This is a genomic window from Paraflavitalea sp. (assembly GCF_059502485.1).
Genome location: NZ_JCACET010000010.1, coordinates 1,672,881 through 1,686,425, shown reverse-complemented (window position 1 = coordinate 1,686,425; position 13,545 = coordinate 1,672,881). Strand labels below are relative to the sequence as shown.

The 13,545-nt window shown below is 46.7% G+C and carries 10 protein-coding genes; 9 read left to right on the top strand and 1 reads right to left on the bottom strand.

Annotated elements, in window-relative coordinates:
* Nucleotides 1–5 precede the first annotated feature (5 nt).
* Entirely contained in the window at nucleotides 6–1,346 is a 1,341-nt protein-coding gene (locus tag AC5JBY_RS23965; RefSeq protein ID WP_495907195.1) for a DUF4270 family protein, read from the bottom strand.
* A gap of 384 nt (nucleotides 1,347–1,730) precedes the next feature.
* Here AC5JBY_RS23965 and AC5JBY_RS23960 point away from each other — a divergent pair, with 384 nt between their 5' ends.
* The 9 genes from AC5JBY_RS23960 to AC5JBY_RS23920 all read left to right on the top strand — a co-directional run bounded on the left by AC5JBY_RS23960 (nucleotide 1,731) and on the right by AC5JBY_RS23920 (nucleotide 13,544).
* Nucleotides 1,731–2,753 (top strand): Kelch repeat-containing protein, encoded by a 1,023-nt coding sequence (locus tag AC5JBY_RS23960; RefSeq protein ID WP_495907194.1) that lies wholly within the window; start codon nucleotides 1,731–1,733, stop codon nucleotides 2,751–2,753.
* The gene (locus AC5JBY_RS23955; RefSeq protein WP_495907193.1) at nucleotides 2,740–3,081 is read left to right on the top strand and encodes a DUF4907 domain-containing protein; all 342 of its coding nucleotides are present in this window, start codon (nucleotides 2,740–2,742) and stop codon (nucleotides 3,079–3,081) included. Before AC5JBY_RS23960 ends, AC5JBY_RS23955 begins: the two co-directional genes overlap by 14 nt.
* A 1-nt stretch (nucleotide 3,082) precedes the next feature.
* Nucleotides 3,083–4,570: a sensor histidine kinase gene (locus AC5JBY_RS23950; protein WP_495907192.1), complete on the top strand. Its 1,488-nt coding sequence runs from the start codon at nucleotides 3,083–3,085 to the stop codon at nucleotides 4,568–4,570.
* A gap of 16 nt (nucleotides 4,571–4,586) precedes the next feature.
* The gene (locus AC5JBY_RS23945) at nucleotides 4,587–5,294 is read left to right on the top strand and encodes a LytR/AlgR family response regulator transcription factor (RefSeq protein WP_495907191.1); all 708 of its coding nucleotides are present in this window, start codon (nucleotides 4,587–4,589) and stop codon (nucleotides 5,292–5,294) included.
* Between the two features lie 318 nt (nucleotides 5,295–5,612).
* A complete protein-coding gene (locus AC5JBY_RS23940) occupies nucleotides 5,613–6,389 on the top strand; it encodes a murein L,D-transpeptidase catalytic domain family protein (protein ID WP_495907190.1) in 777 nt (258 codons plus the stop codon).
* Between the two features lie 175 nt (nucleotides 6,390–6,564).
* Nucleotides 6,565–7,539: a Gfo/Idh/MocA family oxidoreductase gene (locus tag AC5JBY_RS23935; RefSeq protein ID WP_495907189.1), complete on the top strand. Its 975-nt coding sequence runs from the start codon at nucleotides 6,565–6,567 to the stop codon at nucleotides 7,537–7,539.
* Nucleotides 7,540–7,547: 8 nt separating this feature from the next.
* Nucleotides 7,548–8,966: a sugar transferase gene (locus AC5JBY_RS23930; protein WP_495907188.1), complete on the top strand. Its 1,419-nt coding sequence runs from the start codon at nucleotides 7,548–7,550 to the stop codon at nucleotides 8,964–8,966.
* A 38-nt stretch (nucleotides 8,967–9,004) separates the two neighbouring features.
* A complete protein-coding gene (locus AC5JBY_RS23925) occupies nucleotides 9,005–10,582 on the top strand; it encodes a M1 family metallopeptidase (RefSeq protein WP_495907187.1) in 1,578 nt (525 codons plus the stop codon).
* A 34-nt stretch (nucleotides 10,583–10,616) separates the two neighbouring features.
* Nucleotides 10,617–13,544 carry a M1 family metallopeptidase gene (locus AC5JBY_RS23920; protein ID WP_495907186.1) on the top strand — a complete coding sequence of 976 codons (2,928 nt, stop codon included), beginning with the start codon at nucleotides 10,617–10,619 and terminating at the stop codon, nucleotides 13,542–13,544.
* The last annotated feature ends 1 nt before the right edge of the window (nucleotide 13,545 follow it).

Genomic DNA, 13,545 nt, shown 5'->3' with positions numbered 1-13,545 from the left:
GGTTTTTATTCTATTACCATAACTGTCATTATCAACTGTGTTCTGTACTTTGGATGGTTGTAGCTGCCCATCAAAGCGCGGTTTAGTTTTTTATTGGAGCCGGGAATTTGTTCCAACACAAATACGCCATCTTCTGTTACGCCAGCCGTGTTCAATAAATAATTGGTATAGGAAGAAAGATCGAATGTGTAATTGGTGTTGAGGCGATAGATGTAATCGATGGAAGGCGTGCTGAACTGTGTGGCAGAACCTGTGATATCGGGAATAAAGCTGCCAATGTTATTGGTGCCATCCGTTTGAGCCATGTAAAGCGTATCGGGCAGGCGATAACCATAGGTGTCGAAAGTCTGTTCCACGGGTTTGATAACCACTTTGGCGTTCAGTAATCTCACCACACTGCCCAGGCCCAATATATTACGCAGAGAAGGGAACTTCATCTTCATCATTACACCGGTGCCCGATTGTGTAAAGGCATACGGGTATTGCTTGGAAGTAAAGAACTCTTTCTGGGTGGAGCCAAGCGGGTCCAGGGCGGTGCCTGTCCGGTTACTTAATAATTGATTGTACTGATAAGCGGTGCGTGTCAGCGTAAATTCGATCACGTGCTGTTGGTACGTAGGAATAGTGGTGTGATAATACAACTTCATCATCACACTGCTGTCGGCATTGAAACCAAAGACGGCGCCCTTGTCGTTGTCATTCACCTGGATGCAAAAGCCGCGCAGGTAATTCAGGAAGTTGTCCTCACTTTTTACTTCCGACGTTTGGGCTTTTATCTTGTTGTATAGTTCCAAGCCTTTGCTGTAGGGCAGGGTAATCTGTACGGAGTCATTCCGGTTGAGCCTGATGCGGACCGTGGTACTGCCCATCGGTGTAGCAGATGCTTTTGCCGTGGAGGAAGTGTTGTACAAGCTGTTGGCATACGTGTAGTCGGGTTGATTGGCCAACTCATATACAGAAAAGGTTTGGGCTTGTACCGTATCACCGAAGTATTGCTTGTTGGGCCTGAGCGTCATGGCCAGTGAGTCGTAGACCGCATCATTGGGAAAAGCCAGATTGATTACACTGGCCGGCAGTCCTACCTGGAAATACGTGCTGGCCCGGGTGGTGCCCATCAGCGGATCTTCCCAGCGACCGATAAGCAGGATGCCTTTGTCGGAAGTTGGGAAGGAATCCAGTATTACCGTCGATAAAATGGGAGTAATGGTGTCGATGGTAATAAGCCGGGTGTTGCTTTCGCCACCAATGTCGCCAAACTTGATGGGTTCTTTATAGCAGGAGCTGAACAATGTTATCACAAGGCACAGGCCGGAGAATACCGTAGCGGCAGGTTTCGGAATAGTCATACACAAATCTTGGAATGATGATCTGCGCAATATATTAGGGTAATGAGAGGACGATTTGTTATAATAGATAGTCGGCTCTAAATAATCGACGAATCAGAAGTTCACTTCTGTTAGGGTGAGCCGCCCTTGGAGGGCGACCCACCCTAACAGAAGGAGTGAATGCTTACACTATTGAGTATAACGTAGCTGAATACTCTTAGCATTTTATTAACAAGCTTCATGCAGCGAAAGATGAAGTGCTCAACCTTCTATTTCCCGCCTCTTACCTCGTTATTTAACCTGACGATTATTCCTAAACATTCGTCGATTCAACTTACGGGACTATCTATTTTACCAACTCATTTGGAGAGCACATAGATACTTTTATCGAAAATACGCTTAGAGATGAAACAATTTGCTGTTTATGTTGCTGCTTCATTGATTGTATTAACCCCTGTATTGATAGTGCCCGGCTGTACGAAGAGTACAAGTAGTGACGACGACCTGGTTGGAAACTGGTCGATCAGCAAGGACTTTGAAAACGATGCGAGAGGTGAGGCCATTCTGTTTACCATTGGGAATAAAGCCTATCTCGGTACCGGCGTTTCCGGTACCAAACGTTACAATGATCTGTGGGAGTACGATTTAGATAAAGACTACTGGACACGCATGAAAGAAGTGCCAGGTCCGCAAAGGAATTCGGCTGTCGCATTTGCAGTAGGTAATATCGGTTATGTAGGTACTGGTACCGACGGATACGATGAATTTAACGATATGTACTCCTTCAATCCGGCTACGAACGATTGGGATACGCTGCCTCCTTTTCCGGGGTCGGCCCGTTATAATGCAATAGGGTTTGCTATTGGTGATAAAGGGTATGTTGGTTCAGGATACGATGGTAGTGACTTGCAGGATATATATTCTTACACGCCCGCTACCGGTCAATGGGAGCAGGTGAAAAGTATGAACCGCAGAAGGTCAGCTTCTACCGTATTTGTGTTGAATAATAAAGCTTATGTAGTAAGCGGCAGCAACAATGGTACAGCGTTGAATGACTTGCTGGTGTATGATCCGGCAACGAAGGACTGGACCGAAAAAAGGAAGCTGACAAATGTATCGGACGAAAGTTATGACGATGATTATTCGTCTATTGTACGTTACAATGCAGTGAGTTTTGTAATGGGTGGGAAAGCTTACCTGGCTACCGGGCAAAGTGGTTCTTATAATGCTACTGTTTGGGAGTATGATGCGGCCAACGATCAGTGGACGCGCAAAACCGATTTTGAAGGCAAGGCAAGAGAAGGGGCTTTGGCCATGACCTTGAAAGACAGGGGGTTTGTGCTCACTGGCCGCAATGGTTCTGAATATTATTACAACATGTATGAGTGGCGCCCTGCAGATGAACAGAATGACGATGACAACCAATAAGTCTTACAGAATCCTGATAGCTGCCGTTGTGATAGCGGCAGCTATTACGGCTATCAAACTTTACTGGCACTACAACAACAGGCCTGCGGATCAACTATCGTATCAGTGCTTCTCCAGTGGAGAAGGGTGGGGGTATGATATTCTGACAGGTGATAAGGTGCTGATACACCAGTCCATTAATCCGCACGTTGCAGGCAGGAAAGGCTTTGCAACGAAACAGGCTGCGGAAGCTGATGCGCGAATTGTTATAGGAAATATAAAATTGGGTGAGACGCCTGTATTTAATGCGCATCAAATGCAGCGTACCACTACCTTGCCTGCTCATTAATATGATGACCAAAGAGAAAGCCCGTGATAGCATAGCCTATATACTGGGATTTAAACCCGTGAAAACTACACGTCATCGTGTACTGGTAATCGTGTCACATCTTTTTCTATGGGGGCTTTTTCTGGCCATGCCGTTATTGATCTACCGGATCAGGATATTGGACAATACGTTCATTTATCGTGAGCTGGTGACTAAATCTTTCCTTGTCATTCTTTTTTATGTAAACTATTATTACCTGCTGCCCCAGTTCTTTCAGCGCAGGAAAGTGGCTAATTATTTTTTATCCATCACGGCGGCTCTATTGCTGTTGTGTGTAGTGAATATTGTTACGGAGTATTTCTTCCGGGAGCACCTGCGGGCTAATGCAAAGCATTATATACTCACCAGCAGGATGGGGCCAGGTGGCAGGATGATAACGGTGAAGGATTCTGTAACGGGTGATGGTTTTTTTACGCAGGCTTTACCGACTATGCCAGCCATACCAGCCATGCCTACTTTGCACGTAGCAGGTACTACAGGTGCCACTTATCAGGAACCTGCAATGGTGGCAGGTACTGTGAGTCTTATAAGGGATGATACCATGCGCAGGCGTATGCATATGTTGAGACAATATTTCCATACGCGGCATCCGCAGGATACGATGATCGAGGCGTCGGTAAGTGCGGTAGGTGGAGTAACAATGCCTGCTGCGGGCATTCGTTTATTCAGGGGTGGCCCTTTGGGTGAGAGAGGAATATTCTGGATGGGTTTCTCGATGGTGTTGATGAATACGCTTTCATCAGGCGTGATCATCCTGCTCATCAGTGGGTTCATCAAACTGGCGAATTCGTTTATCATCAGTGAAAAGCAGAAGAAGGCGTTGGAGAATGAACGGCTGAATGCGGAGCTCAACTTCCTGAAGTTGCAGATCAATCCACACTTTCTATTCAATACCCTGAACAGTATTTATTCGCAGGCGCACCTGAAGTCGGAGCAAACGGAATACTCTATTCTCAAGTTCTCGCAGATCATGCGGTATGTGTTGTACGATAGTACTACTGAAAAGATACCCTTGAAGAAAGACCTGGAATACATACGGAACTACATCGATCTGCAAAAGCTGCGGATCTCTAAAAACATAACCATCCAGTACGATGTAAATGGTGTTACCAGTGATCTGCTTATAGCGCCTTTACTGTTGATCACCTTTATTGAAAATGCGTTCAAACATGGTATCAGTTACTCCAGCCCGTCGGCCATTGATATCAGGATTGGCGTAACCGGTACCGACCTTACCCTTACTGTGGGCAACACCATTATCCGCAATCCATCTTACAGCAGTGAAAGTGGGGGTGGGGGAGTGGGCCTGGTAAATGCACGTCGGCGGTTGGATGTCTTGTATCCTGGCCGTTACCTGCTCGACATCAGTGACAACAACAGCATCTATGTTGTAAACCTGAAGATCTCGCTTGACCATGAGACTGACCGTGATCAGATAGCTCATATATAATTAAAACGCACACCCGATGAACTTAAACTGCCTCATTATCGATGATGAACCCTGGGCATTGGACCTGATGGAAGATTTTATACGTAAGGTGCCCTACCTGAAACTAATAGCCCGCTGTGAAGGTCCCGTTGCCGCTCTCCAGCATTTTGATAAAGAAGAGATCGACCTTGTGTTCCTTGATATTAAGATGCCCGATCTCTCGGGGATCGAATTCCTGAAAATATTGCCTAAAAAGCCAGCGGTTATATTTGTCACGGCCTACCATGAATTTGCCGTGGAAGGGTATGAGTTGGATGCCATCGATTACCTGCTGAAGCCTGTTCCCTTCGATCGGTTTGTGACAGCTGTCAATAAGGCCTGGGAATATATATCTTACCGCAAGAATAAATCACCGCAACGCAAGGATGACTTCCTGTTCATCAAAACAGCCCATAAGATTCAGAAGATATTCTACAACGATATCGTTTACCTCGAGGGGTTGAAGGACTATACCCGCATCCACCTTACGGATAGTAAAAAGCCGGTGGTTACGCTCCAGAGCCTGAAGTACTTCGAGAGCAGGTTGCCCAACGAGGATTTTATCCGCATTCACCGGTCTTATATAGTATCTCTCCGGAAAGTAGACACGGTTTCCCGCAAAACGGTTTTCCTCGGCGACACCGAACTGCCCTGCAGCGAGCACTATAAAAACCTGCTGTATAATATAATAGGAGAGAAGTTATGACAGGCATTAGCCTTTAGCTGTTAGCTATTGGCTCTGTACTTCGCTAAAGGCTAAAAGCTAACAGCTAACACCTTCTTTTTTCCTTGTAAATCAATAAACTACCGAAGTACAACCTTTACACCCAGTTCAATAAATATGGGACTTCCAAATATGTGTTCTTACCCCGTAGAAAAGGTTGCAGGAACCGTAAAAACCGCTACTTTCGTGATCGTCCAAAAAATATCCTGATTGTCAATAGCCAGGGCAATTTAATCGCCAATATTTCGTTGATACTGAAATCATTGGTCAATCATTCACCCCTTCAAAAAGGTTGAATCTATGAAAAAACCGAATAAGGCAAGGTTTAGTAAGTTGGTTAGTGCATCCTTCTTAGGTTTAGCAATTCTGTTGCAATGGTCATTTGTACCCGCAACTTCAACCGTATATCCCGGTACGGTCGCTCCTCGTGATACTACTTCCATACATATAGAAAATACCAAAAAGGTTGCAGCTTTTTCTTTCGACAACAGCATGGAGATATACGATAGTCTCCACCTCGAAGAGGCAGGGCTCTCCCGTATGGTATACCGCACGGCGTTGAAAGGCATGGAAAAGCTGTCGGCTAAAGGCTGGCTCAAAGGGCATATCCTGGCCATTGTAGATTTTAGCCAGCCCAGCATCAACAAGCGTCTCTATGTGATCGATCTGGACAACTACGAGTTATTATATAATACCTGGGTAGCCCACGGCATGAAGTCGGGCAAAACCATGGCACAGTTGTTTTCCAATAAACCATCTTCCAACAAGAGCAGTCTTGGATTCTATGTAACCGGCGAAGCCTACCAGGGCAGCAATGGTTATTCGCTCAAACTGCAGGGCGTGGAAAAGGGTATTAATGATTTCGCTTACCGCCGCGCTATCGTGTTGCATGGCGCTGATTACGTGAGTGAGCAGTTCATTGCCAGCCAGGGCTATATTGGCCGCAGCAAAGGATGTCCCGCTGTTCCGCTGGACGTTTGTGCGTCCATGATCGACCAGATCAAAGAAGGCAACTGCCTCTTTATTTATCATCCTACATCGGCTTATCGTTCAAAGTCAGCTTTATTGAAGAAGTAAGCTTCGTTATTAGCTACGAACCCAAAAAGGCAACGAGGCGACAAGGCATTGAGGCAACGAGCGCTGTATTTTGCTCGCAGCTCGCGGCTTTCCCCACATGTTCATAAAAACCTCCGAACAAAACCGAATCCTCTGTTTATCTTTGATTTTTAACACCTTGTAACTCACAATACCTATGCTAAAGGTTGGCGTATTCGGCGTTGGTCATCTCGGAAAATTCCACCTCAATAACTGGAAAGAAATTAAGGACGTAGAACTGGTCGGATTTTATGACCCGAATGATGTAGCGGCTCAGGAGGTAACGGAAAAATACCAGTTGGCCCGCTTCCTCGATCCAGAAAGGCTTGTTGAGGCTGTGGATATGGTGGACATCGTGGCGCCGACGACCTTTCACTTCGACCTTTGCAAAATGGCCATCCGTAAGGGTAAGCACGTTTTTGTGGAAAAGCCTCTTGCCAATACCATGGAAGAGGCGCGAGAGCTGGTAAAGCTCGTGCGGGAGTCCAATGTCAAATTACAGGTGGGGCATGTGGAGCGATTCAATCCTGCCTACCTCGGCATCCAGCACATGCAATTGCAGCCGATGTTCATCGAGGTGCACCGCCTGGCTCAGTTCAATCCCCGGGGCACGGAGGTGAGTGTGATCCTCGACCTAATGATCCACGATATCGACATTATCCTCAGCATCGTCAAGAGCGAGGTCAAAATGATCTCGGCCAGCGGCGTAGCGGTTATGACTGATACGCCCGATATAGCCAATGTGCGGATAGAATTCAACAATGGCTGTGTAGCCAACCTCACTTCCAGCCGGATATCCATGAAGAAAATGCGTAAAATGAGGTTATTTCAGAAAGATGCTTATATTGGGGTGGACTTTCTCAATAAGAAGTCAGAGGTCATCAAATTAAAGACCCCCCAGGACGTGGATGCTTTTTCTTTTGACCTGGATACACCACATGGGAAAAAGACTATTGCCATCGTGAACCCACAGGTTCCTGAAGTCAATGCGATCAAAAAAGAACTGGAAGCATTTCGCGATTCCATCATCGACAATACACCCACACGGGTATCGGAAGTAGACGGTTATAGGGCCATGGACGTAGCACACCAGATATTGCAAAAGATTAAAAACAATAGCATTACCTCGTAGCCTCCTGCATGTCAGCGAACAATCGTATCCATAGCGCCTGGTATCTCCTCAGCGACTATATAGCGGCCATCCTGGCGTGGATCGTTTTGCACTTTGCACGTAGTTATTTCCTGCAGATAAAAGTTATCTCCAAAGAGCATGGTGTACAGTTCAATCCGCCATTCTGGTGGGGGTTGTTGTTGATACCCATTGCCTGGCTTACCTTTTTTACGCTGATAGGTTCCTATCATACTTTGTATAAGAAGTCGCGGCTCAATGAATTTACCAACACCATTCTTGTTTGCATCATTGGTTGTACGATCATTTTCTTCTCGATCATGATCAATGACCCTCAGCACAAATACACCTACTATTACAAGGCATTGTTCACCTATATCTGGGCTCAGCTATTCTTTACCTGGATTGGGCGCAGCCTGCTGTTGGGTAAGGTGCGCAGGCAATTGGTAAAAGGTTCGGTACAATTTAATACGTTATTGGTGGGTGGTAATGCAGTGGCCAGTAAAATTTATAAGGATACAAAGGCTGGTCTTAGGTTGGCAGGTTATCATTACACGGGGTTTATTGCGGCTTCGCCAGAACCCAATGGTATCAGCAGTCATTTGCCTCAATATGGCAATGTGCACGACATTGAAAGGGTGATACGCGAGCAAAAGGTGCAACTGGTAGTGATTGCGCTCGAGGAGTCGGAGAAGCACCAGGTGGAGAAGATAGTGGCGGTGCTCAGTGATGAAGATGTTGATATCAAGATCGCGCCGGACATGTTGGATATCCTCTCCGGATCGGTAAAGACCAGCAATGTGTTTGGTGCTATCCTTTCCGATCTCAAAACGGGCCTCATGCCCGAGTGGCAGCAGAATATCAAGCGGGTGATCGACGTGTTCATCGCTTCTTTTGGAATGATGTTGTTGTCTCCTTTATACCTGTATGCAGCCATACGGGTAAAAGCAACTTCACCGGGTCCTATCTTTTATATGCAGGAGCGTATTGGCTATCGTGGCCGCAAGTTCAACATCTATAAGTTCCGGTCTATGTATTATCCTGCTGAGATCAATGGCCCGCAGCTGTCATCGGCCAATGACGAGCGGATCACCAAATGGGGGAAGACGATGCGTACCTGGCGGCTGGATGAGCTGCCTCAGTTGTGGAATATCCTCAAAGGAGAGATGAGCCTGGTAGGCCCACGTCCGGAACGGGAATATTACATCAACCAGATACAACAGCAATCGCCCTACTTTAAATACCTGCTCAAAGTAAAACCCGGCGTCACTTCCTGGGGCATGGTCAAATTTGGCTATGCTGAAAATGTGGAGCAGATGGTAGAGCGCATGAAATATGACCTTATCTACATCGAAAATATATCCCTCGCTCTTGACCTGAAGATCATGATCCATACGTTGAGGATTATTTTCATGGGGGTAGGACGATGAACCACTATTTAGTACAGACTATTCACTAAAAGACCTACATGCAAAAAAAGATCGTTCCCTTATTTGTGCTTGTCCTTTTGTACAATGCGGCTTTTTCCCAGGATTACTGGCAACAGGAAGTGCATTACACCATCGATGTGGCACTTAATGAAAAACAACATACGCTTAAAGGCAACCTGTCATTGCAATACATCAATCATTCTCCTGATACGCTGACCTATATCTGGTTTCACCTCTGGCCCAATGCTTATAAGGATGACAATACTGCGCTGGCCAGGCAACTGGAAGGCGACAAGGAGGGGAAGAAAAAGCTCAAGAATAAAAAAAGTGAAGGATACATCGATGGCCTTGCCTTTACAGTCGATGGTAAAACCGTGACTACCGGGCAGGATAGTGCCAACGACGCAGATGTGATAAAGCTGATACTGCCTGCGCCACTGGCGCCCGGGCAAACGGCCACCATCGCTACGCCTTTCAATGTAAAGCTGCCGTTTTATTTCTCCCGCTCTGGTTATGATGGCGATCAATACATGATCTGCCAGTGGTACCCCAAGCCGGCTGTGTATGACAAAAAGGGCTGGCATGCTTTCCCTTACCTCGATCAGGGAGAGTTTTACAGTGAGTTCGGTACTTTTAAAGTGAACATTACCGTTCCTGCCGCTTATGTTGTAGGCGCTACCGGTACGTTGCAAACGAAGGAAGAGCTGGATCAGTATAAAGCGCTTGGGACGCAGAATTACCAGGCCAAAGCTGGTGTTGCCAAATACAAGGCTGCTCAACCTGATGCGCTCAAAACCCTGCAATACTATGGGGAGAATATCCACGACTTTGCCTGGTTTGCCGATAAAGATGCCATCATTCAGTATGATACACTACAACTGCCTTCGGGTAAGGTGATCGATGCTTTTACATACTACCAGCCCAATGGCAACAAGGAGTGGAGTAACAGCCTTTCTTTTGTTGAAGATGCGGTACGCCATTATTCCGGCTGGATAGGGGAGTACCCCTGGCCGGTAGTGCAGGCAGTGGAAGGCCCCAAGAACCTTTCTTCCGGTGGAATGGAATATCCCATGATCACCCTTATTACCAGTCCCGATGCTGATGCGGAAAATCTTGATGCCGTGATCACCCATGAGGTGGGGCACAACTGGTTTTATGGTATCCTTGGCAGCAATGAGCGGGACTACCCCTGGATGGATGAGGGTATCAACAGTTTCTATCAGTTCCGCTATGAAGCGGAAAAATACAAGTCCAACACTATTTTTGGTAAATCCATGCCTAAGGAATTAAAGCAACTCCCCACGGACGAACTCCTGGGCCGGCTATACAATGCGTTCAACAGCCTGCCTGCCAAAGAGCCCGTTAATACAGGCTCAACAGGTTTTGCCAATAAAAACGATTATGGTATCGTTGTATACGTGAAAGCGGCTACCTGGCTTTACCTCGTGGAAATGGCCCTGGGGCGTGAGCGATTCGATAAAGCCATGCAAGCATATTTCGCTACCTGGAAATTCAAGCATCCTTACCCGGAAGACCTCAAAGCTGCATTGGAAAAATCCACGCAGGTGGGCCTCGATGGAGTCTTTGAGCTGCTGAACAAAGAAGGAAGTTTTTGATATTGTCGACTGCCGATTGCCGAAAAAACCGATCATGAAAAAGAGTACCTGTATTATTTTATTGTTGATCATCTTGCAGAAAGCCAGTCACGCTCAACGTTACTGGCAGCAGGAGTTGCATTATACAATAGATGTTGAGCTCGACGATACGCAGCATAGTCTTAACGGGTACCTGAAGCTTCGGTACATCAATAATTCGCCGGATACGCTTTCTTTCATCTGGTTTCACCTGTGGCCGAATGCTTATAAGAATGACCGTACTGCCTTTAGTGATCAATTGTTGCTTCATGGCCGTACCGATTTCTACTTTTCCAACCGGGAAGACCGTGGTTATATTAACCGGCTCGATTTCAGGGTGAACAATGCTACGCTGGAAACGGAAGATCATCCTCAATACATCGATGTGATAAAAGTGCTCCTGAATACGCCGCTGGCGCCTGGTGCACAGACAGAGATCACGACGCCTTTTCATGTAAAACTGCCGAAACACTTTTCGCGTGGTGGGCATGTTGGCCAGTCTTACCAGGCAACTCAATGGTACCCCAAGCCGGCAGTATATGATAGCAAGGGCTGGCATCCGATGCCTTACCTCGATCAGGGAGAGTTTTACAGTGAGTTTGGTACATACGATGTGCGCATTACAGTGCCGACAGATTATGTGGTGGCTGCTACCGGCGAATTGCAGAGTGCGGCCGAAAAGCAGTGGATGAAGACCATGACGGCTGAATACAGGAATCAGCAGGCGCCACCACCTGTCGTGAACCAAAAGCCTAAGTTCCTGAAGCCAACACCTAAGAAGCCGGCACCTAAAACGCCTGTCAAAAAGAACACCAATAAGGCGCCGCTGAAAAATAAAAAGAATGTGGCTAAACCCGCAGAGGTTGAAAGCAAGCCTGCAGAGCCCGCCATTGCTGCAAAGCCTAATGCTACAGTGATAGCTACCAAAACGCTGCAGTTCAAACAAGACCGTATCCACGATTTTGCGTGGTTTGCCGATAAGCGTTTCGTGGTGGACTACGATACCATAAAGCTGACATCGGGCAGGGTGATAGAGGCCTGGTCGTTTTATCCACAGAAGGATACGTTGTGGAAGCAGAGCGTGGCCATGGCAAAAGATGCTATTCATTTCCGTTCAAAGCTCATTGGTGAATATCCTTATAATGTAGTGAGCGTGGTGCAGACCAAAGAAAGTGGTGGTATGGAATATCCCACCATCACCAACATTGGCTCTATGCCGGATGCCAAAACATTGGACATGGTCATTGATCATGAGGTGGGGCACAACTGGTTTTATGGTATCCTTGCCAGCAATGAGCGCGACCATCCCTGGATGGATGAAGGTATCAACAGTTATTATGGCAATCGCTATGTGGCCTGGAAATACCCGGAAAAACGCAAGAGGAACTGGCTGGAATCCAAGATACCCGAGAACCAGACCAGGCTGAATATTGCCATTTTTGCCAAGGAGAAAAAAGACCAGCCTATCAGTACAGCTTCTGCCGACTTCACTGAGCAGAACTATTCTATCATTGCTTACGGTAAAACTTCTTTATGGATGAAGCGTATGGAGGAACAGGTGGGACAGGCGCGTTTCGATAGTTGTATGCAATTGTATTATGAGCAGTGGAAGTTCAAACATCCCCAGCCGGAAGATTTTCAACGGGTGATGGAACAAAATAGTGGCCAGAACCTTGCTGAGCTTTTCCATGACTTACATACGCAGGGGGCGATACAGGATTATGTTGGCCCTAAAAAAATAAAGCCTGCCTTCCTGTTCTCTATGAAAGATTATGAGCGGGTAAACTATGTCAACTTCCTGCCGGCTATCGGCTACAACATGTACGACAAGTTTATGGTGGGGCTGGTATTGCACAATGTTTCCATGCCTTCTCACAAGTTTCAATTCATGCTGGCTCCTTTGTATGCTACCGGCAGCAAACAGTTTAATGGTATTGGTACGCTCGGTTATCATTGGAATCCGCGTAAGCATTTCCAAAATATCGATCTGTCAGTTACCGGCGCACGGTTTTCCACGATGGAAGGAGTAGACAGCAACGGTGCGAAAGTGCATGGCGGCTTTCACAAGATCGTGCCTGCATTGCGCTTTACCTTTAAAAACCGTTCTCTGCTTTCTACGGTTGAAAAGTGGATAGAATGGAAAACGTACCTCATTGGTGAGAAGGGATTCAATTATGTAATGGATCATGATGACAGTGTAAGTTATCCTACGCCGGGAGCTGTTAAGAATCGTTACCTGAACCAGCTTACTTTTAATATCACTGATTATCGGAAGCTCTATCCCTACGATGCGCAGATACAGTTGCAGCAAGGGGATGGTTTCTATCGTGCGCAGGCTACCGGTCATTATTATTTCAACTATGCCAAAGGTGGCGGCATGCAGGTGCGGGCATTCGTTGCCAAGTTTGGTTACCTCGGTGGCCGAACGAGTGAAAAGGTAAGCCGGTCGTTCCTGTACCAGCCCAAGCTCACAGCTGTGCGGGGTGATGAAGATTATACTTACAGCAACTATTTTATCGGTCGCTCTGAATTTGATGGGGCTGCCAGCCAGCAGATCATGATGCGGGATGGAGGGCTGAAACTGCGTACTGATCTTTTTGCAGGGTTGCAAGGGCGGTCGGATAACTGGATTGCTTCCATTAACTTCAATACTACGCTGACTAAAAACCTGTTTCCGGTAGAATTGCCGATACGCATATTTGCAGATGTGGGCACTTATGCAGATGCCTGGAAGAAGAATGCTGAGACCAGTCGCTTTTTGTTTGTGGCCGGGTTGCAGGTGTCGCTGTTTAAAGACCTGCTGAATGTATATGCGCCTATCTTCTACAGCAAAGAGTTCCGGGACAATCTCAAAACGGCACCGGAAGTCAATACTTTTGGCAAACGGCTTTCCTTTAGCTTTGATATACACCGTTTCAACCTGCGAAAGGTCATTCAGCGTTGAG

Bases quoted from the DNA above. Each gene is read 5' to 3' on its own strand.
- AC5JBY_RS23965 (WP_495907195.1), bottom strand. From the start codon at position 1,346: ATGACTATTCCGAAACCTGCCGCTACGGTATTCTCCGGCCTGTGCCTT.
- AC5JBY_RS23960 (WP_495907194.1), top strand. From the start codon at position 1,731: ATGAAACAATTTGCTGTTTATGTTGCTGCTTCATTGATTGTATTAACC.
- AC5JBY_RS23955 (WP_495907193.1), top strand. From the start codon at position 2,740: ATGACAACCAATAAGTCTTACAGAATCCTGATAGCTGCCGTTGTGATA.
- AC5JBY_RS23950 (WP_495907192.1), top strand. From the start codon at position 3,083: ATGATGACCAAAGAGAAAGCCCGTGATAGCATAGCCTATATACTGGGA.
- AC5JBY_RS23945 (WP_495907191.1), top strand. From the start codon at position 4,587: ATGAACTTAAACTGCCTCATTATCGATGATGAACCCTGGGCATTGGAC.
- AC5JBY_RS23940 (WP_495907190.1), top strand. From the start codon at position 5,613: ATGAAAAAACCGAATAAGGCAAGGTTTAGTAAGTTGGTTAGTGCATCC.
- AC5JBY_RS23935 (WP_495907189.1), top strand. From the start codon at position 6,565: ATGCTAAAGGTTGGCGTATTCGGCGTTGGTCATCTCGGAAAATTCCAC.
- AC5JBY_RS23930 (WP_495907188.1), top strand. From the start codon at position 7,548: ATGTCAGCGAACAATCGTATCCATAGCGCCTGGTATCTCCTCAGCGAC.
- AC5JBY_RS23925 (WP_495907187.1), top strand. From the start codon at position 9,005: ATGCAAAAAAAGATCGTTCCCTTATTTGTGCTTGTCCTTTTGTACAAT.
- AC5JBY_RS23920 (WP_495907186.1), top strand. From the start codon at position 10,617: ATGAAAAAGAGTACCTGTATTATTTTATTGTTGATCATCTTGCAGAAA.